This window comes from Streptomyces sp. NRRL F-5122, assembly GCF_001507435.1.
In the GTDB taxonomy this organism is placed as follows: Bacteria; Actinomycetota; Actinomycetes; order Streptomycetales; family Streptomycetaceae; genus Streptomyces; species Streptomyces lannensis.
The window spans coordinates 14,947-37,946 of sequence record NZ_LMWH01000105.1 but is presented as its reverse complement, the minus strand read 5'-3'; the positions used below and the strand labels follow the sequence as shown (position 1 = coordinate 37,946).

Here is a 23,000-nt window from a genome sequence, read left to right as displayed (position 1 = left end):
CGGGCGGCGGCCCTCAGGTCGTCGCCTTCGTGCGCTGCGAAAGGCGCGGGAACACGATCCCGGTCAGTTCCTCCGAGACCGTCCACAGGCGGCGGGCCGACTCCGGGTCACTGGCCGCGTGGGAGCGGCCGACCAGGGTCGGCGCGCCGCGCATCTCCCCGAGACCGTCGGGTCCCACATAGCTCGCGCCCGGCAGATCCCGGGTCGCCGCGTACAGGGTGGGCAGCGCGCCCGACTTGTTGTCCTGGGCGAGCACGCGGTTGCCGATCCGCATGGCGACCCGGCGCACCGCGCTGGCATCGTGGCCCTGGAGGTTGGTCGCGGCCCAGCCCGGATGCGCGGCGAGGGCCCGCAACGGTGAACCCGCCTCGGCGAGGCGGCGCTGGAGCTCCAGCGTGAACAGCAGATTGGCGAGCTTGGACTGGCCGTACGCCACCATCGGCGCGTATTCACCGGTCAGGTTCAGATTGTCGAAGTGGATGTGGATACCGGCCGGCAGTCGGTGCGCGCCGGAGGAGACGGTGACCACACGGTCGGTGATGTGCGGCAGCAGCAGGTTGGTCAGGGCGAAGTGCCCCAGGTGGTTGGTGCCGAACTGCATCTCGAAGCCGTCCTTGGTGGAGGCCTCGGGGATGTTCATGACACCGGCGTTGTTGACCAGCAGATCGAGGTCCCCCTGCCAGCCCGCGGCGAACTCCCCTACGGAGGAGAGGTCGGCGAGGTCGAGGCGGCGCACCTCGACGCTTCCCTTCGCGCCGCGCACGGTTGCGGCGGCGGCCTCGCCGCGCCGCACGTCCCGCACGGCGAGCACCACATGAGCGCCCGCGTGGGCCAGTGCGTCGACGGCCGCGAGCCCGATACCGCTGTTGGCGCCGGTGACGACGGCGGTGCGGCCGCTCTGATCGGCGATGTCGGAGATGTTCCATTTACGCGATGTCTGAGGCATGACTTCAATGTAGGCGTCGCCAACAATGCTGTCAATGACAACAATGGTGTCGCTGCCCACAATGTAGGCGCCGATCACATCCTCGATAGACTGCCTTCATGCAGACCCCTCGTCGTTACCACCACGGAGACCTCCGCGCCGCACTGCTCGCCGGCGCGGAGGACACGCTCCGGGAGAAGGGACCCGCCGCGCTGTCCCTCCGGGAACTCGCGCGCGACCTGGGCGTCAGCCATGCCGCCCCGAGCCGCCACTTCAAGGACAAGCAGGCACTGCTGGACGCCCTGGCACTCGTCGGCTTCGACCGGATCACACAGAGGATGACGGCGGCCCTGGAGGAGGCGGGCGAGTCGTTCGCCGACCAGCTGGCGGCGGGGGCGCGCTCCTATGTCGACTTCGCCGTCGCCAACGCCGAGCTGCTCGACCTCATGTACTCGATCAAGCACACCCCCGAGGCGTCCGAGGCACTGGGCGCGGCCTCCCAGCGGTGGACCGAGCAGATGATGAGCCTGATCGTCGAGGGCCAGCGCCGCGGAGAGGTGCGCGAGGGCCCTGTGGAGCGCGTGGGCATCGGGGTCTTCTCCACCCTCCACGGCTATTCCGCTCTCGCCGCGAGCGACTCCCTGCCGGAGGAGATGCGCGGACAGGACTTGGACGAACTGGTGGCGTACATCCTCCGGGGCTGCGCCCCGGGGGCGTGAGCGCCGTCGGGTCACCCGTACGCTTCCGATGACCGACTCCCACGGCCCCGCCCCCCTCTCCCGCACTCTGCGCGCGATCGGCGCGGTCCTCGGCTCCGCCGCCGGCGACGCACTCGGCGCCCCGTTCGAGTTCGGCCCCGAGGGCGCGTTCTCGGCACGCTTCCCGGCACCGGCCGACGGCGCCGGGATGTGCGGGGGTGGCGGCTGGGAGCCCGGTGAGGCGACCGACGACACGCAGATGGCGGTGCTCGTCGGGGAGTCGCTGCTGGAGCACGGCGGACTCGAGCTCCCGGACGTGTTCGCCCGGTTCCGGCGCTGGGCGGCGGCCGGCCCCAAGGACATCGGCCTGGCGACCGAGGCGGTTCTCACCGGCGGCGACCCCTGGGACCTGGCGGCGGCACTGCACTTCCAGACGAACGGGCGGGCGGCGGGCAACGGTGCGCTGATGCGTGCGTCGACCTCGGCCGTGTACTTCGCTCCGCACGGCCGGGAAGCCACGATGGACGCAGCCCGCCGGATCGCGGCACTCACCCACGGGGACCGGGCGGCCTGGGAGGGCACGGCGATCTTCCACGAGCTGATCCGCGTGGCACTCACCGGAGGGGACCCGCTCGAGGCAGTTCCCGAGACCCTCGGCGCCGTCCATCCGGGCCACCGCGCCCGCTACGCGCAGGTCCTGGCCCCTGACTGGCATCCGGACCTGGCGACGGAGTTCAACGGCGCGGTCTGGCCGTGCCTGGGCTCCGCCGTCTGGGCCCTGCGGACCACCACGTCGTACGAGGACGCCGTACGCGCCGCCGTCGACCTCGGCGGCGACACGGACACGGTCGCGGCGGTGACAGGGGGTCTCGCCGGAGCCGTGCACGGCCCGGCCGCGATCCCGGTCCGCTGGACGCAGCCGCTGCACGTGCCGCTGCCGGGCTTCGGCGACCGTGTGCTGAGCGGGCCGGAACTCGTGGGTCTGGCGCGGCGGCTCGCGTCCCCGGGAGGCGAGGCCGGCTGAATCGTCGTGGAGCGACCGCCGTCACGTGTCGCATCTCACCGGTCGGTTGTGCGACTGGACACCGCTTCGGCGCGCCATCGGCGCGGCGGTGGACCGGGCCGAGGCGCCGCCGTACGCGCCGGCGCCCTCACAGCGCCTTGAGTGCCCCCGCCGTGGCCCGGGCCAGTCCCGCCAGGTATCCCTTCGGCAGCTTCGGGCCGCGTACCACGACCGCCCGCCAGTACAGCGGGCCCGAGATCAGGTCGAGGGCCAGGTCCACGTCGATGCCGTCGCTGATCTCACCGCGAGCGGCGGCCGCGGCGACGACACCGCTCGCGACGCTCTGCTGGCCCTCGCGCAGCGCCTTCTGCATGGCCTCCGCGATGTCCGGATTGCGGGCCGCCTCCGCCTGGAGGTCCGGGATGATCTGGCCGGCCACCGGATGGCGCAGGGCGCGGGACGTCACCTCGTACAGGAGTCTCAGATCCCCCTCCAGGGAACCCGTGTCGGGGGCCGGCAGGCCCTGGACCGCCACCGCCGAGACCAGGTCGAGGACCAGGTGCAGCTTGGAGCGCCATCGGCGGTACACCGCCGTCTTGCCGACGCCCGCCCTGCGCGCGATGCCCTCGATGGACATTCGGGCGTAGCCGACCGCCGCGAGTTCCTCGAAGACGGCTGCGCGAATGGCCTCCGTCACGTCCTCGCGGAGGACGGCCGCGCCCGCTGGGGCCCGGCGGCGCCGTTTCACCTGGGAAGTGCCGGCGTTCGTGGTCATGCCGACCAGCATAGGGCGTTACGACGATACGGTTGCGTTCCGACGTCAGATCGGCTTAGGCTCGCGATGCGACGATACGGTCCCGTCCCGACGCAAAGAGCAGTCGTCCGAACCCCCAAGAGCTGTACAAGACCCTAAAGCAGAGCAAGACCCCGGCAAGAAAACGTGAGAAAAGCCGGAAAGCGGAGTCACCGGGGTCGATCCAGCGGAAGACTGCGGACCGGTTCGCGCACCCGACCCCCCGAGCGAAAGCAGCGGATGTGAGCCAGGTCCTCGACACACCGCCCCCCACGGCCACCGAATCGGCCGAGACCCCGGCGCAGCTCGCCGCACGGTACGGCCTCTCGGTCAGCGGTGCCCGTCCCTCCCTGCCGGAGTACGTCCGTCAGCTGTGGGCGCGGCGACACTTCATCTCGGCGTTCGCCACCGCCAAGCTGACCGCCCAGTACGCCCAGGCGAAGCTCGGCCAGGTCTGGCAGGTCATGACCCCGCTGCTGAACGCGGCGGTGTACTACTTCATCTTCGGTGTTCTGCTGCACACCAAGAAGGGCGTGCCGGACTACATCCCGTTCCTGGTCACGGGCGTGTTCATCTGGACGTTCACATCGAGCTCGATCCTGACCGGCACCCGTGCGATCTCCGGCAACCTCGGGCTGGTCCGGGCCCTGCACTTCCCGCGAGCCGCGCTGCCCATCTCGTTCTGCCTCCAGCAGCTCCAGCAGCTGCTGTTCTCGATGGCCGCCCTGCTCGTGATCCTGCTCTTCTTCGGCGTGCCGGTCGCCGCCTCCTGGTTGCTGGCGATCCCGGCCCTGATCCTGCAGTTCACCTTCAACGCCGGCGTCTCGATGATCATGGCGCGGTTGGGTGCCAAGACCCCGGACATCGCCCAGCTGATGCCGTTCGTGCTGCGCACCTGGATGTACATCTCCGGCGTCATGTGGAGCATCGACAAGCTGACCGATCAGCAGAGCGGTCTGCCGAGCTGGGTGGCTCCCGTACTCAAGGCCAACCCGGCCGCCGTCTACATCGACCTGATGCGTTTCGCCCTCATCGACAGCTTTCACGCGAGCCAGCTGCCGCCCCACGTGTGGGTGGTCGCGACGGGCTGGGCCCTGCTCGCCGGTGTCGGCGGCTTCATCTACTTCTGGAAGGCTGAGGAGACGTACGGCCGTGGCTAACCCGAACAGCGACCAGCGCATCCCCACCGTCATCTGCGACGGCGTCGACATCGTCTACCGCGTCAACGGCACCGGGGCCGGTCGTGGCTCCGCCACCGCCGCGCTCAACCGCATGCTGCGCCGCAAGACGGCGGAGAAGGCGGCCGGCGTGCGCCGCGTGCACGCCGTCAAGAACGTCTCCTTCACCGCCTACAAGGGCGAGGCCATCGGCCTGATCGGCACGAACGGGTCCGGCAAGTCGACCCTGCTCAAGGCCGTGGCCGGGCTGCTCCCGGTGGAGAACGGCGCCATCTACACCGATGGTCAGCCCTCCCTCCTCGGCGTCAACGCGGCCCTCATGGGCGACCTGACGGGCGAGAAGAACGTCTACCTCGGCGGCCTCGCCATGGGCATGTCCCGCGAGGAGATCAAGGAGCGCTACCAGGAGATCGTCGACTTCTCCGGCATCAACGACAAGGGCGACTTCATCACCCTCCCCATGCGGACCTACTCCTCCGGCATGGGCGCCCGGCTGCGGTTCTCCATCGCCGCCGCCAAGGACCACGACGTCCTCCTCATCGACGAGGCCCTGGCCACCGGTGACGCTTCCTTCCGCAAGCGCTCCGAGAAGCGCATCCGCGAACTGCGCCAGCACGCAGGCACGGTGTTCCTGGTCAGCCACAGCAACGCGTCCATCCGCGACACCTGCGAGCGGGCGCTGTGGCTGGAGCGCGGTGTGCTGCGCATGGACGGGCCGACCGAGGAGGTCCTCGAGGCGTACGAGGAGTTCACGGAGGGCAGCAGCAAGCCCAAGCGGCCGAATCCGAAGAAGCCGAAGCCCCAGAAGCAGGAACCCGCGGCCGCGGAAGCGCCCCTCTCCTCCTGAGGCGCGGCAGCGTGCCAGGCCCCCGGCGAGACGGTGCGCCGGGGGCGGCCGGGTGACGCTCACGGTCGTCGTGGATCGCGGGGCCATGGTCCGCCGCTCGGGCGGCGGGTGCGGGACACGTGGTGCCGGCCGGCCGCGCGAGGCGACCCCTCAGCGCTCCACCTCGTACAGAACCTGTCCCCCCGGCCCCGCGGCCACCCGCCGCAACGCCCGGTCTCCCGGCGGCAGTCCGCCGTCCGAGGGCCCCTGCACCACCCAATGCGCGCCGTAGGACCGCAGTGCACGAAGACGCGCGTTCCGCGGCACGGCCCTTGCGAAGTACGTCTCCACGGCCGACATCCGGCGTTCCTCGTCCGGCAGGAAGAAGTCCGGATACCCCGGAGCCACGGTGTACGCGCCGTACGCGGGAATCTGCCGCGCGGGATAGGTCTTCGCCATCACCACGTCCCCGTACCGCACCCAGGGCGTGATCCAGTGGTATCCGGTCCACGGCACCCGGTACTTCGCCGCGACCGGCCCGGGCAGTGCGCTGCGCCCCACCACATAGCCCACGGTCTGCACCTGCGTCCAGGCCCCGACGGCCAGCGCGGCGGCCAGCACACCGGCTGCGGCCCTGCGCAGCGTCCCGTATGCCGCCCCGGCCGCCTCCACGGCCGCCGCGATCTGTGCGGGGATCAGCACCGCCGGAAGCGCCCGGCCCCAGGAGTAGTGCCCGCTCAGCCCGCCCGCCGCGAACACCGCCACCCCGAGCAGGAAGAACAGCGCCAGAGGGTCCCGCGGATCGCGCCGCGCCCGGACCGCCAGCGCCGCCACCCCGATCAGCAGCAGGCAGAAGCGTGCGAACAGATCCTCGTAGAGCGCCCGGTGGATCGTCTCGAGGCCCCCCACGCGGAACAGTGCGAAGAAGTCGTAGTACGGCCATACCGACAGGATCAGGACCCCCAGCAGGATCCCGGCCCCGAGCCGCGGCAGGGCCCGGCGGCCGGCCCGCGCCCCCACCACCGTCGCCAGTGCCCCGAGCGTCGCCACCACGCCGGTGAACTGATGGCTCAGCAGGATCACCGCCCACAGCGCACCGAGCCCGAGGAAGACGGCCGGAGCCGCGGGCTCCCCCTTCAGCGCCCGTGCCAGCGCGGCCCAGAAGTGGAAGGCGAGTCCCAGCGCGAACACACTCGGGTAAGCCACCGTCAGCGCCAGCGAGTTGAGCCCGAGGAAGCCGCTCCATTTGAAGACCTGGGTGCCCCACAGGAACACCACGCACATCAGGGCGAGCGGCGGTGCGGCACTCCGATCGCTCAGTGTGCGGACGTATCGCCACAGGCCTGTCACCAGCAGCGCCAGACCGATCAGCGCGCCGATGCGCAGCACGACCCAGACGGACAGTCCCGTGAAGCGCGCGACAACGCCGAGAAACACGGTCCACGGCGAGTAGTAGGGGCTCGGCGTGTTCTCGTCGACCAGCGGATTGCCCGGGTCCAGGAGCCGGTGCCGCAGCCGTTCCACGGTCGCGGCGTGCATGCCGAGATCGCCGTCCCACGGCAGCCGGACGATCACGAGCAGCATCAGTACGACGATCAGGCCGGCAATCGCCCACTGCGCGGCCCCGGTCGTTCCGCGCCGCGCTCCGGTGCGGGTGCCTGCGTCACGGGAGCGCTTCGGTCCCTCACTCCCCGTGCCCGACCCGGCCGTCCCGGTCGTTCCCCCTGCCCCCTCTGCCCCGCCCGCCCCCTCGGACGCCAGGCTCATCGCGCTCCGGCGCCCTGCTTCGCCTCGTGCTGGAAGACCCACGTCCGGTACACCAGGAAGCGGAACGCCGACGCCAGCACGATCGACAGCGCCTTGGCGGCGTTGGAGCCGAGCGAACCGTTCATGCCCAGCCCGTGGTAGCCGATGTAGAACAGCAGGCTCTCCATCATCACGCCGATCCCGCTGAAGACGAAGAACAGCGCGATCTGCTGCCGGGTGCGCGAGGACCGGTCCCGGTAGGCGAAGAAACGGAAGCCCAGGTAGTTGGTGCCCATCGCGACGACGCTCGCCATCACGGTCGCCGTCATCGGTGCCCAACTCACCCCGTGAAGCAGCAAGTTGAAGACGAGGAAGTTGACCGCGACACCACTGCCGCCGACGACCCCGAACTTGGCCACCTCGACTGCGAGCCGCCGGACCCGGGCGAACGCCGGGACGGGGGCGGGCACGACGGTCTCGGCGACCGGGCGAGCGACCTGGGGTCGCTGCTCGGAGAGGTTCACTGTCACGGGTACGGGTCCTCCACACTCGTCCGGCGATCAGGCCAAACCCTAGCCCAAATGTCCCGTTTAGCAGGAAACGGTAAATTCAACGCCGGAATTGCCCAAGGTGTTGGCAAGAAAGCGGGGCAGGGAGGGCGCGCCGGAGGAGGACGCCCGGACACGCGGACGGGGGCGCCCCAACGGTGTTGGGACGCCCCCGTCGTCGACCGGGGACCGGCCGCACCCGGCCTAGCTGTGCGCCCGGAGCATCGTGCGCATCGTGCGCATCGCGACCGACAGATTCGCGAGATCGAAGGAGTCCGAGCCGGAGATCTCGTCGAGGGTGGTGCGCGCCCTCGCGAGGATCGCCGCGTTCTTCTCCTCCCAGGCCTTGAACCGCTGTTCCGGCGTGGAGCTGCCGTTGCCCACCGCCAGGACGTCGGAGGTCAGGCCGGCGTGGGCCGCGTACAGGTCCTCACGGATCGACGCGCGGGCCATGGACTGCCACCGGTCGGCGCGCGGCAGTTCGATGATGCGGTCCATGAGCCGGGTGATCCCCAGCCGGTCGGCGAGTTCGTAGTAGACCTCGGCGACGGCCATCGGGTCCTTGCCCATGCGATCGGCCACCGAGACGATGTCGAGCGCCGGGAAGGCGGAGGAGAACCCGGCGACACGCGTGGCGAGTTCGTCGGGGACCCCGGCGCTCGTCAGCTCGTCGTAGATCTTCTGCCACCATTCCAGGTCCGCGCCGCGCAGCAGCTTGGGCAGCTCCCTCCAGACCTGCTCGACACGCTCCGCGAAGAACTCGACCGTCTCGGCGAGTTGCAGCGGCTGCGGCCGGTTGTTGAGCAGCCAGCGCGTGCCGCGCTCGACCAGCCGGCGGGAATGCAGCCGGATCCGGGTCTGGACGTCGGCGTCGACCTTGTTGTCGAGGTCCTCCACCGCGTCCCACATCGCGCCGGAGTGGAAGATGACGCGGGACGCGGTCTGCGCCCGCACGATCTCCTCGAGCGAGGCGCCGGTCTCCTCGCGCAGACGGTGCAGGAAGCTCGTACCGCCCGTGTTGACCGTGTCGTTGACCAGCAGGGTCGTCACGATCTCACGGCTCAGCGCGTGGCTGTCGATCTGCTGCGGGAACCGCTCGCGCAGTGCCGTCGGGAAGTAGGCGTGCAGCAGGCTGCGCAGATACGCGTCGTCGGGCAGCTCAGTCTCCAGCAGCTGCTTGGCGACCGTGATCTTCGTGTACGCCAGCAGGACGGCGGTCTCCGGGCCGGTCAGGCCCTGGCCGGAGTTGAGCCGCTCGCGGATCTGCCGGTCGGTGGGCAGGAACTCCAGCGCCCGGTCGAGGTGGCCCTCACGCACCAGGTGGCGGATGAACCGCTGCTGCGCGTTCAGCATGTCCTTCGACTGGAACAGCGCGTTGGCGATCGCCACGTTCTGCGCGTAGTTGTTGCGCAGCACCAGGGTGCCGACCTCGTCGGTCATCTCGGCGAGCAGCTGGTTGCGCTGCTTGACCGTGAGATCGCCGTTGGCCACGACAGCGTTGAGCAGGATCTTGATGTTCACCTCGTGGTCGGAGGTGTCCACGCCCGCGCTGTTGTCGATGGCGTCCGTGTTGATCTTTCCGCCCTGCTGCGCGCACTCGATCCGGCCGAGCTGCGTCAGGCCCAGGTTGCCGCCCTCGCCGACCACCTTGGCCTGGAGGTCGCGTCCGTCCACGCGGATCGCGTCGTTGGCCTTGTCGCCGACATCCGCGTTCGACTCCACGGAGGACTTGACGTAGGTGCCGATGCCGCCGTTCCACAGCAGGTCGACCGGCGCCTTCAGAATGGCGCGCATCAGGTCGGCCGGGGTCATCTTGGCGATGCGGCCGTCGATGCCGAGCGCCTCGCGGATGTGCGCGTTGATCGGGATCGCCTTGGCCGAGCGGGGGAACACCCCGCCGCCGCCCGACAGCAGTTCGGTGTTGTAGTCGGCCCACGAGGAGCGGGGCAACTCGAACAGCCGGCGGCGCTCGGCGTACGAGGTCTCCGCGTCCGGATGGGGGTCGATGAAGATGTGCCGGTGGTCGAAGGCCGCGACCAGGCGGATGTGCTTGGACAGCAGCATGCCGTTGCCGAACACGTCACCGGACATGTCGCCGATGCCCACGACCGTGAAGTCCTCGGTCTGGGTGTCGACACCCAGCTCACGGAAGTGCCGCTTCACGGACTCCCAGGCACCGCGGGCGGTGATGCCCATCTTCTTGTGGTCGTAGCCCGCCGAGCCGCCGGAGGCGAAGGCATCGCCCAGCCAGAAGCCGTACTTCTCCGCGACCTCGTTGGCGATGTCCGAGAACGTCGCCGTGCCCTTGTCCGCGGCGACCACGAGGTAGGTGTCGTCCGAGTCGTGCCGGACCACGTCCGCGGGCGGTACGACCTCGCCGGCCACCATGTTGTCGGTGATGTCGAGCAGGGCCGAGATGAACATCCGGTAGCTGCGGATGCCCTCCGCGAGCCAGGCGTCACGGTCCACGGCCGGGTCGGGCAGCTGCTTGGCGACGAACCCGCCCTTGGCGCCCACCGGCACGATGACGGTGTTCTTCACCATCTGCGCCTTGACCAGACCGAGGATCTCGGTGCGGAAGTCCTCACGCCGGTCGGACCAGCGCAGACCACCGCGCGCGACCTTGCCGAAGCGCAGGTGCACACCCTCGACACGCGGCGAGTACACCCAGATCTCGTACGCCGGACGGGGCGCCGGAAGGTCCGGGATGGCCTGCGGGTCGAACTTCATGGAGATGTAGTCGTGCGGCTTGCCGCCCCTGGCCTCCTGGAAGAAGTTGGTGCGCAGGGTCGCCTTGATCAGCGTGAGGAAGGAGCGCAGGATGCGGTCCTCGTCGAGCGAGGCGACCTGGTCGAGAGCGGCGTCCAGCTCCTCCAGCAGCGCGTCGGTCAGCTCCACCCCGGCGCGCTGCCGCTCCGGCGACATCCGCGCCTCGAAGAGGGAGATCAGCAGCCGGGTGGTGTGGACGTTGTTGCGGAGGGTGTCCTCCATGTAGTCCTGGCTGAAGGTCGAACCGGCCTGGCGCAGGTACTTGGCGTATGCGCGCAGCACCATCGCCTGACGCCAGGTGAGCCCGGCGCTCAACACCAGGGCGTTGAAGCCGTCGTTCTCCGCCTGCCCGGTCCAGGTGGCGGAGAAGGCGTCCTGGAACCGCTCACGGGCGTCGTCGCCGAGGATCTCGCCGTTGTCGGTGAGCGAGGTGGGCAGCCGGAGGCCGAAGTCGTAGATCCACGCGATCGTGCGGTCCGCGCAGCGCAGCTCGTACGGGCGCTCGTCGATGACCTCCACGCCGAGCCGGTTGAGGACCGGCAGCACGGCGGACAGGGACACCGCCTCGCCCTTGCGGTAGATCTTGAAGCGGCGCTCACCGGGACCGACGCCCACGGGCTCGTACAGGCTGAGAGCGAACTTCCTGCCGCCCTCCTCCGTGGTCAGCTGCTCCAGGTGCACGAGGTCGGCGACCGCGGCGCGCGGCGTGTGGTCGGCCTTGTACCCCTCGGGGAAGGCGCCCGCGTAACGGCGCTGCAGCTCGGCCGCGCGCTCCTCGCCGAGTTCCGCGTTCAGCGCCTCGGTGAAGGCGTCGCTCCAGGAGCGGGCCGCCTCGACCAGGCGCGCCTCGATGCGATCCCTGTCGACGTCGGACAGCTGCGGCAGCTCCGTGCCCTGCGGGACGCGGACCACGAAGTGCAGCCGGGAGAGGATCGATTCGGTGTTCCAGGCCGTGAAGTCGACGCTGGTGCCGCCGAGCTCCTCCTTGAGGATGTCGATGATCCGCAGTCGGACACCGGTGGTGTAGCGGTCGCGCGGCAGGTAGACGAGGGCCGAGTAGTAGCGCCCGTACTCGTCCTGACGCAGGTACAGCCGCAGCCGGCGACGCTCCTGGAGGTAGAGGACCGAGGTGGCGATGGAGCGCAGCTCGTCGGTCGGGGTCTGGAACAGCTCGTCGCGCGGGTAGGTCTCCAGGATCTGGAGCAGGTCGCGGCCGTCGTGGCTGTTGGGTGAGAACCCGGCACCCCTGAGCACCTCTTCGACCTTGCGCCGGATGACCGGCACACGGCGCACGGACTCGGTGTAGGCGGCGGACGAGAACAGGCCGAGGAAGCGGCGCTCGCCGACCACGTTGCCCTGCTCGTCGAACTTCTTCACGCCGACGTAGTCGAGGTACGAGGGCCGGTGCACGGTGGCACGGCTGTTGGCCTTGGTGAGGACCAGCAGCTTGTGCTCACGGGCCTTGGCACGGGCGTCGGCGGGCAGCCGCTCGAAGGACGGGCTCACCGGGTGCTGGTCGTCGCCGGCGTGGCTCGGGTCCGATCGCAGTATGCCGAGCCCGGTGCCGGGCACCGCGGCCAGCACGTCGTCCTCGCGCAGCTCGTACTCGCGGTAGCCGAGGAACGTGAAGTGGTCGGCGGCCAGCCAGCGCAGCAGCTCGCCGGCCTCCTCCAGCTCCGCCACCGGCAGGTCCGTGGGCACGGCCTCCTTCTGGAGCCCCTCGGCGATGCGCAGCGCGCACTCGCGCATCTTCTCCCAGTCCTCGACGGCCTCGCGGACGTCGGACAGGACACGCATCAGATCCGCGGTGATCTGCTTCAGATCGGCGCGGTCGGTCTCCCGGTCGATCTCGACGTGGATCCACGACTCGATGTGCGCGTCGTGCGGCAGCTCGCCACCGGCCGCGTCGGGCAGCACCTCGAGGAGCTTGCCGGTCAGGTCGCGGCGGACGACGAACTGGGGGTGGATGACGACGTGGATTCCGCGCCCCTGCCGCGACAGCTCGTTGGTGACGGAGTCGACCAGGAAGGGCATGTCGTCGGTGACGACCTCGACGACGGAGTGGCTGCAGGTCCAGCCGTTCTCCTCCACGGTCGGGGTGTGCACCCGCACGCTGGCCGTGCCCTGCGGGCGCGTCTCGGCCAGTCTGTAGTGCGAGATCGCGGCTCCGAAGACATCGACCGGGTCACGGTCGGCGAGGTCCTCCGGGGCGGTGTGCAGGTAGTAGCGCTGGAGGAACGCGAGCACGGTGTCCCGGTCAGGGGTGCCCTCGCCCGTCGTCCCAGTCGGTAGGTGCCCCCCGACCGGGCTGTTCTCAGCTACCCGGGCAGCCCTCTCGAGCAGCTCGGCCTTGGCTTCGTCCAGCTTGGTCTGCATTGTCCTCTGGCTCCTGTCGCGCGCCGTTGCGTGACGTAGAAGGAAATACGGTCTCTTCTCCGACGTAACGCCGCGACGCGGGGTGTCCGGTCTGGTTCGACGCTATGCCGCACGGAGAGAAAGGTGGGGGCTTATCGGCCAATTCCGGCACCCTCGGCGACTGTGACGCTCGTCTCGGCGCACTGGGCGCCTCTCGCGTCCCCGGCGCTCCGGTAGCCGTGCCGGGCGCCTGCGGCGCCCTTTGCGACCGGCCCCGCCTGCCAGGATCAGCGACCGCCGCCCGGTCACGGATGTCGTCCGTGCTCACCGGGCGCAGGGCAGGGACGACGACGTCCCCGCGATGTATCGCGCTGATCACGCCACAAGGCTATCGCTCATCACGGGGGGCACGTCATGAGCCGTATGTGTACAAAACAGGGGGTCGAACTTTGACGTTCTGCACAGGGGCGCGGGGAGCGCTGCCGTGCACTCCCGTCGGTGCGAGCATGGCTGTACGAACAGCGAGCACGTCTGTACGAGTGGTACGAGGCCCCTTGGCAAGCACCCTCGACCTCGGGCACGTTGCCAGAAGCACCCGACGGAGCCGTCCGCACGACCGAGGGGAGCACGGCGAACATGACGCAGAAGATCCTGATCGTCACCGGCGACGCGGCAGAATCACTGGAAGTCCTGTATCCCTACCAGCGCCTGCGCGAGGAGGGGTACGAGGTCCATATCGCGGCCCCCACCCGCAAGACCCTCCGGTTCGTCGTCCACGACTTCGAACCCGGATTCGACACGTACACCGAGAAGCCCGGCTACACCTGGCCCGCGGACCTCGCCTTCTCCGAGGTCGACCCCGGTGAATACGCCGCCATCGTCATCCCCGGCGGCCGCGCCCCGGAGTACCTGCGCAACGACCCCGAGCTCCGCAAGATCCTCAAGTCGTTCTTCGACACCGACAAACCGGTGGCCCAGATCTGCCACGGCCCCCTGCTCACGGCCGCGGTCGACGCCCTGCGCGGGCGGCGCGTCACGGCCTATCCCGCGCTGGAGCTGGACATGCAGGCGGCGGGCGCCACCTTCCAGGACGCCGAGGCGGTCGTCGACGGCACGCTCGTCTCCTCGCGGGCCTGGCCCGACCACTCCGGCTGGATGCGTGAGTTCCTGACGGTCCTGCGCGCCAAGGCGCCGGTGACCTGATTCCGGGCGGTGCGGCGTCCTCGGACGCCGCACCCGCTCACGCCGCCAGCCGCTCCGCCTCCGCGACCGCCTCCGCCAGTGTGTCCACCACCGGGACGCCGACCTCCTCCAGGCTGGCACGGCTGTGGGAGCCCCCGGTGTACAGGACGGCCTGCGCTCCCACGTGCCGGGCCGCGACCGCGTCGTCCGCGGCATCCCCGATGATCACCGTGCGCGCCGGCTCCACGCCGTCCAGTGCCCGCAGGTGCCGGACCATGTGCTCGGCCTTGCTGCCACCGGAGGGCCCGGTCCGTCCGTCCACGCGCAGGAAGTGCGTCTCGATCCCGAAGCCCCTGACCAGCGGGACGAGCTCGTCGTGCCCGTACATGCTCAGAAGCGACTGGCTGCGGCCCGCCGACCGCCATCCCGCGAGCAGATCCGCGGCGCCCTCGGTCAGCCCGCACCGCACCCGGTGCAGCATGTAGTACCGGTGGAAGACCGCGTCCATGACCTCCCACTCGGCGTTCGTCGGCAGCCGCCCCATCAGCCGCTCGTAGAACTTCGGCACCGGCACGCAGTACAGCGTCCGGTACTTCTCCAGCGTGATCGGCTCCAGGCCCAGTTCGGCGAAGGCCGCGTTCGTCGCCCCGATGATCGCGTCATTGTCGTGGAACAGCGTGCCGTTCCAGTCCCAGACGATGTGCGCGCTTACGTACGTCCCCATGCCCGAAAACGTACCCGGCCACGGTGACAATCACGTGCCGACAGGCGCCGACGCGGACAGGGCTCGGAGAAAAAACGCCAGGTCAGACGCTCGGGCCGAGCAGTTGGGGAATCTCCTGCGTCGCGTACCAGAGCAGCTCGTGGTCCTCGGCGCCGTCCACGACGAACTGCGCGTCGTCGTCGCCGCCGTCCGCCGCCTCCAGCGCCTCGGCAGCCGCGGTCAGGTCCGCCTCCGCGTCGTCGGCGTCGGCGTGCACCGCGGCCGCCTTGCCGAGCGGTACGGGTCCGACGACCCGCACCTCGCCGAGGGCCGCCGGGTCCAGTGCGCGGTCGGGATCGGCGGCCGCGGCTCCGTCCGGTACGTCCACCGCGACGACCACACGTCGCCGCGGCGCCCCCGGGTCGGCCGCGAGCAGCCGCAGCGAGGCCAGCGCGGCCCGGTTGAGCGCGGCGTACTCCAGTTCCTCGATGTCGTCGGAGAGGTACCACTCGCGCAGTGCGGGCGTGACGGCGTAGGCCGCCATCTGCCCCGCGCCCAGCTCACCCGTCTTGTACGCCTCGGCGAGACCGTGGAGGGTCAGGGGGACGTAGACGCGCATGGCGAGCCGCTTTCGTAGTCGGAGAGGGCGGCCGGAGGGCGTGTACGAGGACCCTGTGGAGGTCGCCCGCGCGCCTTCGGCGAGTCACCCCAGGATACGTGCGGGCGTCCCCCTTCGGGTCTCGGCCGGAGCCTTCCCGGACGTCAACCGGGGCGCCCGTGGCTCACCCGGTGCGCCCCCGCGGTTCCAAGGCATCCCGCCCTGCTTCTCATCCTGATAGGTGAACCCACGGGCGGTCCCGGCGCGCTCCCGGCTTCCTTGCGGACGGGGTCCTCCACCTCGTACAAGATCCCCATCGAGAAGTTACCGACCGGTATCAGCCGGTCCCGCGAAACGGGGATTCCCATGAACAAGGTGATGACCAGGAACAAGCCGACGACCGGGGCCCGGCGGCACCCGGGCGGCCGTCCACCGGTCCGCCACGACACCCGCCGGCCGGGCCCCACACCCCGCCGCTCCGCACCGGGCCGCGGCACGTCCCGTACGGCGGCCGCTCCCGCCACGCCGGACCCGTCCGGCCCGGTCCCCCAGCCCCGTCCGACCGACCTCTTCGCCGACCGGCTGGTGTCCGTGCTGAGCGGCCGGCGGCCGGTGCACAGCATGCTCCGCCACACGGCCGGCCGGGCCTATGACGAGCTGGCGTGGCTCGCCGAACGCGGCCCGCTGCGCACCCGCGGCAGCCATCCGGTCGTCCGCGACATCGGCTACTACGTCCCGCGCCCGGGCGCCATCGAGGCGTTCGCCCGCATCGGCGCGGGCGACACGCTGCGCGCGATGGCATTCCGCCTGGAGTGCGGTCCTGACCACCGCTGGCGCTGCACGGCGGTGGAACTGGGCGGGCCGCGGATGCCACGGGCGGACGGCGACTGAAGGCAACGACACGAGGGGCCGGGCACCCTCGGGTGCCCGGCCCCTCACCACGGCAGTGTCGCCGGCGGCAGCGTCACTTCCTGCGGCGCCGTCCGCCCTTCGCCTGCTTGCGGCGCTCCGCGCGCGTGAGGCCGTCCGCCTCCGAGCGCACCGGCTCGTCGTCGCCGACGAAGTCGCCCTCGATGACGCCGCCCTCGCCGTCCACGGTCGGCGCGGAGAAGTGCAGCCGCTCGCGGCGCTGCGGGGCGTCGAGGCCCTTGGCACGGATCTCCGGGCGGGCGGCCTGCGCCGCGACCGCCTCTTCCTTCTCCAGGGACGGCTTGGCGTCCTCGACGGGGACCTCCTCGACCTGCTGCTCGACCTGGACCTCCAGGTTGAACAGGTAGCCGACGGACTCCTCCTTGATGCCCTCCATCATCGCGGTGAACATGTCGAAGCCCTCGCGCTGGTACTCGACCAGCGGGTCCTTCTGCGCCATGGCGCGCAGGCCGATGCCCTCCTGGAGGTAGTCCATCTCGTAGAGGTGCTCGCGCCACTTGCGGTCCAGGACCGACAGCACGACCCGGCGCTCCAGCTCACGCATGATCTCGGAGCCGAGCTGAGCCTCACGCTGCTCGTACTGCTCGTGGATGTCGTCCTTGATGGACTCGGCCACGAACTCGGCGGTCAGCCCGGCCCGGTCGCCGGTGGCCTCCTCGAGCTCGTCGACGGTGACCCGCACCGGGTAGAGCTGCTTGAAGGCGCCCCACAGCCGGTCCAGGTCCCACTCCTCGGAGAAGCCTTCGGCGGTCTCGGCGGCCACATAGGCGTCGATCGTGTCGTCCATGAAGTGCTGGATCTGCTCGTGCAGGTCCTCGCCCTCCAGGACGCGGCGCCGCTCGCCGTAGATGACCTCGCGCTGCCGGTTGAGGACCTCGTCGTACTTGAGGACGTTCTTCCGGGTCTCGAAGTTCTGCTGCTCGACCTGCGACTGGGCGGACGCGATCGCGCGCGTGACCATCTTGTTCTCGATCGGCACGTCGTCCGGCACGTTGGCCATCGCCATGACGCGCTCGACCATCTGGGCCTTGAACAGACGCATCAGGTCGTCGCCCAGGGAGAGGTAGAAGCGGGACTCGCCGGGGTCGCCCTGACGTCCGCTACGACCGCGCAGCTGGTTGTCGATACGGCGCGACTCGTGCCGCTCGGTGCCCAGCACGTACAGTCCGCCGAGCTCCTCGACCTCGTCCTTCTCGGTCTTGACCGCGAGCTCGGCACGCTCCAGGGCGGTGGGCAAGGCCGCGGCCCACTCCTCGATGTGCTCCTCGGGGTCGAGCCCGCGCTGGCGCAGCTCGGCCTCGGCGAGGTCCTCGGGGTTGCCGCCGAGCTTGATGTCCGTACCGCGGCCGGCCATGTTGGTGGCCACGGTGACGGCGCCCTTGCGGCCGGCCTGGGCGACGATGACGGCCTCGCGGTCGTGCTGCTTCGCGTTGAGCACCTCGTGCTGGATGCCGCGCTTGGCGAGCTGCTGCGAGAGGTACTCGGACTTCTCGACCGAGGTGGTGCCGACGAGGATCGGCTGGCCCTTCTCGTGCTTCTCGGCGATGTCGTCGACGACCGCCTCGAACTTGGCCACCTCGGTGCGGTAGATCAGGTCCGACTGGTCCTTGCGGATCATCGGCTTGTTGGTCGGGATCGGGACCACGCCGAGCTTGTAGATCTGGTGGAACTCGGCGGCCTCGGTCATCGCCGTACCGGTCATGCCGGAGAGCTTGTTGTAGAGGCGGAAGAAGTTCTGGAGGGTGATCGTGGCGAGCGTCTGGTTCTCGTCCTTGATGTCCACCCCTTCCTTCGCCTCGATCGCCTGGTGCATGCCCTCGTTGTAGCGGCGGCCGGCGAGGATACGGCCGGTGTGCTCGTCGACGATCATGACTTCGCCGTCGATGACGACGTAGTCCTTGTCGCGCTTGAAGAGCTCCTTGGCCTTGATCGCGTTGTTGAGGTAGCCCACCAGCGGGGTGTTCACCGACTCGTAGAGGTTGTCGATGCCCAGCCAGTCCTCGACCTTGCTGACCCCGGACTCGTGGATGGCGACCGTGCGCTTCTTCTCGTCGACGTCGTAGTCGCCGGTCTCCTCGGCGCCCTTCAGCGGGTTGCCCGCCTCGCCCCTCTTCAGGCGCGTGACCAGCTTGGCGAAGTCGCCGTACCACTTGGTGGCCTGGTCGGCCGGGCCGGAGATGATCAGCGGCGTACGGGCCTCGTCGACCAGGATGGAGTCGACCTCGTCGACGATCGCGAAGTTGTGACCGCGCTGGACGAGCTCGTCCTGGGCCCAGGCCATGTTGTCGCGCAGGTAGTCGAAGCCGAACTCGTTGTTCGTGCCGTAGGTGATGTCGCAGCCGTACTGCTCACGGCGCTGGGCCGGCGTCATGTTGCCGAGGATGCAGCCGACGCTCAGGCCGAGGAACTTGTGGACGCGGCCCATCATCTCGGAGTCGCGCTCGGCGAGATAGTCGTTGACCGTGACGATGTGGACGCCGTCTCCGGACAGGGCGTTCAGGTACGCGGGCAGGGTGCCGACGAGCGTCTTGCCCTCACCGGTCTTCATCTCCGCGACGTAGCCGAGGTGGAGCGCGGCGCCGCCCATCATCTGCACGTCGTAGTGACGCTGGCCGAGGACGCGCTTGGCCGCTTCACGGACGGTCGCGAACGCCTCGGGCAGCAGGTCGTCGAGGCTTTCGCCGTCGGCGTACCGCTGCTTGTACTCATCGGTGAGGGCCCGCAGCTCGGCGTCGGAGAGGTCGACGAAGTCCTCTTCGATGGAGTTGACCTGGTCCGCGATGCGGTGCAGCTTGCGCAGGATCTTGCCTTCGCCTGCACGCATGATCTTCGAGAGGACGGACACGGGGGTTTGTCTCCTTGCCGGTCGGGCCTGGGACGGTCGGTTACGTAGGACAGCTTGAGCAACGGCCATCGTAAGCGAGGACCCCACCGCGCCGGGAGGTCTGCCGGTGACAGCCACTAGGACAACGGACGGGCGTGGCGGAAGGTGCCGAGTCCGTGCCACGAAAAGTAACCGTCCATTCACGCAGTGACGAGCCCGCGGGCACAACGGCGTGGCGGGACCGCGCGACCGATGCCGGGGCGACGGCGACCGGGTGTGAAAAATCATGGCGTCGCGGCGGGAGGCCGAGCAGAATCGGGCGATGGACCCCGTCACCCTGACCACCGAACGTCTCCTGTTGCGCACCGTGGGTGCGCAGGACGCGGACGCGGTGTACGCGGCCGCGCAGGACCCGGACATCCAGCGCTGGACCACGATCCCTTCGCCGTATCTGCGTGAGCACGCGGAAGGGTTCGTCGGGCAGCTGGCACCCGACGGCTGGGCCGACGCCTCGATGTTCACCTTCGGAGTGTTCCTTCCCGCGGGGACTCTGGTGGGCATGCTCGGCCTCACGATGCGCTCACTGGGCGTCGCCGAGGTGGGCTTCTGGACGGCGAAGGAGCACCGGGGGAACGGCTACATCACGGAAGCCACGCTCGGCGCGTCGCGCTGGGCCTTCATCCGTCTGTCGGTGGACCGTGTGGAATGGCGCGCGGAGGTGGGCAACGCCGGCTCCCTGGCGGTCGCGGAACGCGCGGGTTTCACCATCGAGGGTGTCCTGCGCTCCGCGATCAACAACAAGGGGGTGCGCCGGGACTGCTGGGTGGGCTCACTGCTGCCGTCGGACCTGGGACTGCCCTCGACGGCCCCCTATCTGCCGACCCCCTCCCGGACGCCCTAGCGGGCCGTCGTCCCGTCGGCCTGTTCAGGACAAAAGACCAGCTCAGGCCGCTTTGTCAGTGCGGGGCCTTACCGTGTCACCATGCCGAGTCTTCCGCGTCCCGTCACCGAACTGACCGCCGACGAAGCCCGCCGCATCTTCCTGCGCGCCCAGGGTTTCCTCGGTGCCCCCGACCGCAGGGCCGGGGTCCGCGGCGTGCTGCGCCGTCTCGGCGCGGTCCAGCTCGACACCATCTCCGTCCTCGCCCGGTCACACGAACTGATCCCGTACGCCCGCCTGGGCGCCATAGGTCGCAAGACGGTGGACTCGGCCTACTGGACCCCGGCGTCCGACGGCGCGTCCGAGCCCCGGCCCCATGCGTTCGAGTACTGGTCCCACGCCGCGTGCGTCCTCCCCATCGAGGAGTGGCCCCACTTCGCCTTCCGGCGCCGCGCCTACCGCTCCCGTCCGCACTGGAACCACAGCCTCCCGGACGGTGTCTACGACCAGGTCATCAAGCAGCTGCGCAGCGAAGGCCCGCTGACGGCGACCGACTTGGGCGGCGCCAAGAGGACCAGCGAGTGGTGGGACTGGTCCGGCACCAAGGTCGCGGTGGAGCGTGCGTTGATGTACGGCGAGGTGGTGTGCGTCGAGCGGCGCGGCTGGAAGCGGGTGTACGACCTCGCCGAGCGCGCCGTCCCCGAGCCGCTGCTGCACGACGAGTTGGACGACGCCGAGTGCCTTCGCCGCCTGGTCCGCCTGGCCGGTCAGTCCCTCGGCGTCGGTACGCGCGCGGACATCGCGGACTACCACCGTCTCAAGGGCGAGCAGGTGGACGCGGTGATCGCGGACTCGGGCCTGGTTCCGGTGACGGTCGAGGGCTGGGGCAAGCCCGCCTGGGCGGACCCGGAGGCGCTGGCCACCCCGCCGCGCGGCCGCCACCGTACGACGCTGCTGTCGCCCTTCGACTCCCTGGTCTGGGAGCGGGCACGCACGGAGCGCATCTTCGGTTTCACCCATCGCCTGGAGGCGTACGTGCCCAAACCGAAGCGGGTGTACGGCTACTTCGCGATGCCGGTCCTCGCGGGCGGTCGGCTGGTCGGCCGTGTGGACCCCGCACGCGAGGGCCGCACGCTGGTGGCCAAGCAGGTCACGCTCGAGGGCCCCAGGGCCGTTCCGGGGGTGGCCCAGGCCCTGCTGGAGGCGGCGGCATGGGTGGACTGCACGGACGTACGCGTGGAGCGGGTGGACGTCCCGGATCTGCGCGAGCCCCTGGTCCAGGAGCTGGCGCGTGCCGTGGGCTGACCCACGGTACCGGCGGATCGCCACGGACCCGTCCCGCTAGCGGATCTCGAGGATCTTCTCCCGCATCGCGTAGACCACGGCCTCCATCCTGGAGTGCAGCTGCAGCTTCTCCAGGATGTTGCGCACATGGTTCTTCACGGTGTTCTCGGAGATGAACAACTCCTTGGCGATGTCCCGGTTGTTCATCCCCGTGGCGACGAGTTTGAGGACTTCCAGCTCCCGGTCGGTGAGCCGCGGCGCAGGGACCAGCCGGCGTTCGTCGGTCCGCTGGATCATCGACTTGAACTCGGTGAGGAGTTTCGACGCCATGGACGGGCTGATCTGCGACTGCCCGTCGGCGACGGCTCGAATGGCCGTGGCGACCTCGTCCGTGGAGATCTCCTTCAGGAGATAGCCGGTCGCGCCGGCCTTGATCGCATCGTAGAGATCGGCCTCTTCGTCGCTGATCGTCAACATGATGATCTTCGCGCTGGGCGCCACCTCCTTGATGGAGGTGCACGCCTCGATCCCGCCGCGCTTGGGCATCCGCACATCCATCAGCACGATGTCGGGGAGCAGATCGGCCGCCTTGTCGACCGCTTCCGCGCCGTCCCCGGCCTCGCCGACGACCTGGATGTCCTCCTCGGCCGCGAGCACGATCTCCAGGCCGCGACGGAAGAGCGCATGGTCGTCCACGACGAGGACACGGATGGGCTCCTTGCGTGCAGAGCCCTCCTCCGGGCCCATGCCGGCGACGCCGTCGTCGGCGTCCCCGTCTCGCATCGGTCCGAAGCTGTCCGCCATCGTTCCTCCCCCTGAAGGCTGTGGCCCGTGGTCCTGTGCCATCGCCAACCCAAGGCAACGGCCCACCGGTTGGGCCGTTGCCGCCATGATTCCATGCCCGGGCGACACTCCGGTGCCGGAGCACGGCGCGAACTGGTCGCACACCGGTGCCCCTGGGGGCGCACAGGCCCGCCAGAGGCACCGGTTACCGCGTTCACCCGGCGGGATCAGCCGCCGAGTGCTCCACCTGCGGCGGCCATCTGCGCCTGAGCCACCATCTGGTCCGTGCTCAGGTGGATGACGCCGTAGTCGTAGGCATGCCGTCGGTAGACGACGCTGGGCTGCTTGGTCTCGGAGTCGACGAACAGGTAGAAATCATGCCCGACCAGCTCCATCTCGTAGAGCGCCTGGTCGAGCGACATCGGAGCGGCGACGTGGGTCTTCTCGCGGACGACGAGGGGGCCTTCGCCCTTCACCTCGAGCGATCCGATCTTCTTGGTCGGCACACCGTCCGGCTCTTCCTCCGACACGAGCCCGCCGTTGCCGTTCAGGGTCACCGCACCCGGGACGTGGTCGGGCACCTCGGCTGCCGTGAGCCTGCGGACCCCGCGGCGGGTGTGGCGCTTGTCGTGCTGCTTGCGCAGCCGGGCCTCGAGCTTCTCCGCGGCGAGGTCGAGCGCCACGTACGGATCGTTGGCCGCCGCCTCCGCCCGGATCACCGGACCGCGCGAGCGGAGCGTGATCTCCACTCGGTCGGAGCGGTCGGCCTGCCGGGGGTTGGGCTCCTTGGACACCTCAACATCGAGGCTGATCACCTTGGCATCCAGCTTCTGGATCTTGTCCAGCTTCAGCTTTTCGGCCACGTGCTTCCGGAACCGCTCGGGCACCTCGGTCTTGCGGCCCTTGACGACGATGTCCACGCAGAACTCCGTTCCCGGATCGCTCCGCATCCCTGGCGGAGCATCTCCCTTGTGC

18 protein-coding genes are annotated in these 23,000 nt (G+C 69.8%); 8 read left to right on the top strand and 10 right to left on the bottom strand.

All coding sequences use genetic code 11. The features are described from left to right. Positions 1-13 precede the first annotated feature (13 nt). Complete coding sequence (locus ADL25_RS12595) at positions 14-946, bottom strand: oxidoreductase (protein WP_059127780.1); 933 nt, start codon at positions 944-946, stop codon at positions 14-16. Positions 947-1,044: 98 nt separating this feature from the next. Here ADL25_RS12595 and ADL25_RS12590 point away from each other — a divergent pair, with 98 nt between their 5' ends. Together ADL25_RS12590 and ADL25_RS12585 are read left to right on the top strand one after the other, a co-directional pair. Beyond that, positions 1,045-1,644, top strand: coding sequence for a TetR/AcrR family transcriptional regulator (locus tag ADL25_RS12590; protein ID WP_059127779.1), 600 nt, complete (start codon positions 1,045-1,047; stop codon positions 1,642-1,644). Between the two features lie 28 nt (positions 1,645-1,672). Further along, the gene (locus tag ADL25_RS12585; protein ID WP_059127778.1) at positions 1,673-2,647 is read left to right on the top strand and encodes an ADP-ribosylglycohydrolase family protein; all 975 of its coding nucleotides are present in this window, start codon (positions 1,673-1,675) and stop codon (positions 2,645-2,647) included. A 127-nt stretch (positions 2,648-2,774) separates the two neighbouring features. Here the strand turns inward: ADL25_RS12585 and ADL25_RS12580 are convergent, their stop codons facing one another. After that, a complete protein-coding gene (locus ADL25_RS12580) occupies positions 2,775-3,401 on the bottom strand; it encodes a TetR/AcrR family transcriptional regulator (protein WP_059127868.1) in 627 nt (208 codons plus the stop codon). Positions 3,402-3,661: 260 nt separating this feature from the next. Between ADL25_RS12580 and ADL25_RS12575 the strand changes: the two genes are divergently transcribed. Both ADL25_RS12575 and ADL25_RS12570 read left to right on the top strand, forming a co-directional pair. Beyond that, complete coding sequence (locus tag ADL25_RS12575; protein ID WP_059127777.1) at positions 3,662-4,579, top strand: ABC transporter permease; 918 nt, start codon at positions 3,662-3,664, stop codon at positions 4,577-4,579. Beyond that, a complete protein-coding gene (locus tag ADL25_RS12570) occupies positions 4,572-5,444 on the top strand; it encodes an ABC transporter ATP-binding protein (protein ID WP_059127776.1) in 873 nt (290 codons plus the stop codon). The genes ADL25_RS12575 and ADL25_RS12570 overlap by 8 nt, the downstream gene beginning before the upstream one ends. A gap of 150 nt (positions 5,445-5,594) precedes the next feature. Here ADL25_RS12570 and ADL25_RS12565 read toward each other — a convergent pair whose 3' ends face one another. The 3 genes from ADL25_RS12565 to ADL25_RS12555 form a co-directional block, all read right to left on the bottom strand. After that, positions 5,595-7,007, bottom strand: a complete 1,413-nt coding sequence (locus tag ADL25_RS12565) for a hypothetical protein (protein ID WP_059127867.1) — start codon at positions 7,005-7,007, stop codon at positions 5,595-5,597. A 179-nt stretch (positions 7,008-7,186) separates the two neighbouring features. Then, positions 7,187-7,699 (bottom strand): GtrA family protein, encoded by a 513-nt coding sequence (locus tag ADL25_RS12560; RefSeq protein WP_234380884.1) that lies wholly within the window; start codon positions 7,697-7,699, stop codon positions 7,187-7,189. 222 nt (positions 7,700-7,921) lie between these two features. After that, positions 7,922-12,862, bottom strand: coding sequence for an NAD-glutamate dehydrogenase (locus ADL25_RS12555; protein WP_059127775.1), 4,941 nt, complete (start codon positions 12,860-12,862; stop codon positions 7,922-7,924). Positions 12,863-13,477: 615 nt separating this feature from the next. Here ADL25_RS12555 and ADL25_RS12550 point away from each other — a divergent pair. Continuing rightward, on the top strand, positions 13,478-14,044 hold the full coding sequence (locus tag ADL25_RS12550) for a DJ-1/PfpI family protein (RefSeq protein ID WP_059127774.1): 567 nt from the start codon (positions 13,478-13,480) through the stop codon (positions 14,042-14,044). Between the two features lie 37 nt (positions 14,045-14,081). On the opposite strand, the gene ADL25_RS12545 is transcribed toward ADL25_RS12550, so the two are convergent. Next, a complete protein-coding gene (locus ADL25_RS12545) occupies positions 14,082-14,747 on the bottom strand; it encodes an HAD family hydrolase (RefSeq protein ID WP_059127773.1) in 666 nt (221 codons plus the stop codon). Positions 14,748-14,829: 82 nt separating this feature from the next. Continuing rightward, a complete protein-coding gene (locus ADL25_RS12540; protein WP_059127772.1) occupies positions 14,830-15,345 on the bottom strand; it encodes a DUF6912 family protein in 516 nt (171 codons plus the stop codon). A 345-nt stretch (positions 15,346-15,690) separates the two neighbouring features. Here ADL25_RS12540 and ADL25_RS12535 point away from each other — a divergent pair, with 345 nt between their 5' ends. Then, on the top strand, positions 15,691-16,215 hold the full coding sequence (locus ADL25_RS12535) for an Rv3235 family protein (protein WP_059127771.1): 525 nt from the start codon (positions 15,691-15,693) through the stop codon (positions 16,213-16,215). A 73-nt stretch (positions 16,216-16,288) separates the two neighbouring features. Here ADL25_RS12535 and secA read toward each other — a convergent pair whose 3' ends face one another. After that, complete coding sequence (secA, locus tag ADL25_RS12530) at positions 16,289-19,099, bottom strand: preprotein translocase subunit SecA (protein WP_059127770.1); 2,811 nt, start codon at positions 19,097-19,099, stop codon at positions 16,289-16,291. Positions 19,100-19,400: 301 nt separating this feature from the next. Between secA and ADL25_RS12525 the strand changes: the two genes are divergently transcribed. Both ADL25_RS12525 and ADL25_RS12520 read left to right on the top strand, forming a co-directional pair. Next, positions 19,401-19,979 carry a GNAT family N-acetyltransferase gene (locus ADL25_RS12525; RefSeq protein WP_059127865.1) on the top strand — a complete coding sequence of 193 codons (579 nt, stop codon included), beginning with the start codon at positions 19,401-19,403 and terminating at the stop codon, positions 19,977-19,979. Between the two features lie 81 nt (positions 19,980-20,060). Further along, positions 20,061-21,263 carry a winged helix-turn-helix domain-containing protein gene (locus tag ADL25_RS12520; RefSeq protein ID WP_059127769.1) on the top strand — a complete coding sequence of 401 codons (1,203 nt, stop codon included), beginning with the start codon at positions 20,061-20,063 and terminating at the stop codon, positions 21,261-21,263. A 36-nt stretch (positions 21,264-21,299) separates the two neighbouring features. Here the strand turns inward: ADL25_RS12520 and ADL25_RS12515 are convergent, their stop codons facing one another. Both ADL25_RS12515 and hpf read right to left on the bottom strand, forming a co-directional pair. After that, entirely contained in the window at positions 21,300-22,046 is a 747-nt protein-coding gene (locus ADL25_RS12515; RefSeq protein WP_059127768.1) for a response regulator, read from the bottom strand. Positions 22,047-22,252: 206 nt separating this feature from the next. Continuing rightward, positions 22,253-22,945: a ribosome hibernation-promoting factor, HPF/YfiA family gene (gene hpf, locus ADL25_RS12510; protein WP_374203022.1), complete on the bottom strand. Its 693-nt coding sequence runs from the start codon at positions 22,943-22,945 to the stop codon at positions 22,253-22,255. Positions 22,946-23,000 lie beyond the last annotated feature (55 nt).

Bases quoted from the DNA above. Each gene is read 5' to 3' on its own strand.
- ADL25_RS12565 (WP_059127867.1), bottom strand. From the start codon at position 7,007: ATGCTGCTCGTGATCGTCCGGCTGCCGTGGGACGGCGATCTCGGCATG.
- ADL25_RS12520 (WP_059127769.1), top strand. From the start codon at position 20,061: ATGCCGAGTCTTCCGCGTCCCGTCACCGAACTGACCGCCGACGAAGCC.
- ADL25_RS12555 (WP_059127775.1), bottom strand. From the start codon at position 12,862: ATGCAGACCAAGCTGGACGAAGCCAAGGCCGAGCTGCTCGAGAGGGCT.
- ADL25_RS12535 (WP_059127771.1), top strand. From the start codon at position 15,691: ATGAACAAGGTGATGACCAGGAACAAGCCGACGACCGGGGCCCGGCGG.
- ADL25_RS12525 (WP_059127865.1), top strand. From the start codon at position 19,401: ATGGACCCCGTCACCCTGACCACCGAACGTCTCCTGTTGCGCACCGTG.
- ADL25_RS12515 (WP_059127768.1), bottom strand. From the start codon at position 22,046: ATGGCGGACAGCTTCGGACCGATGCGAGACGGGGACGCCGACGACGGC.
- ADL25_RS12595 (WP_059127780.1), bottom strand. From the start codon at position 946: ATGCCTCAGACATCGCGTAAATGGAACATCTCCGACATCGCCGATCAG.
- ADL25_RS12580 (WP_059127868.1), bottom strand. From the start codon at position 3,401: ATGACCACGAACGCCGGCACTTCCCAGGTGAAACGGCGCCGCCGGGCC.
- ADL25_RS12540 (WP_059127772.1), bottom strand. From the start codon at position 15,345: ATGCGCGTCTACGTCCCCCTGACCCTCCACGGTCTCGCCGAGGCGTAC.
- ADL25_RS12585 (WP_059127778.1), top strand. From the start codon at position 1,673: ATGACCGACTCCCACGGCCCCGCCCCCCTCTCCCGCACTCTGCGCGCG.
- ADL25_RS12545 (WP_059127773.1), bottom strand. From the start codon at position 14,747: ATGGGGACGTACGTAAGCGCGCACATCGTCTGGGACTGGAACGGCACG.
- ADL25_RS12590 (WP_059127779.1), top strand. From the start codon at position 1,045: ATGCAGACCCCTCGTCGTTACCACCACGGAGACCTCCGCGCCGCACTG.
- ADL25_RS12550 (WP_059127774.1), top strand. From the start codon at position 13,478: ATGACGCAGAAGATCCTGATCGTCACCGGCGACGCGGCAGAATCACTG.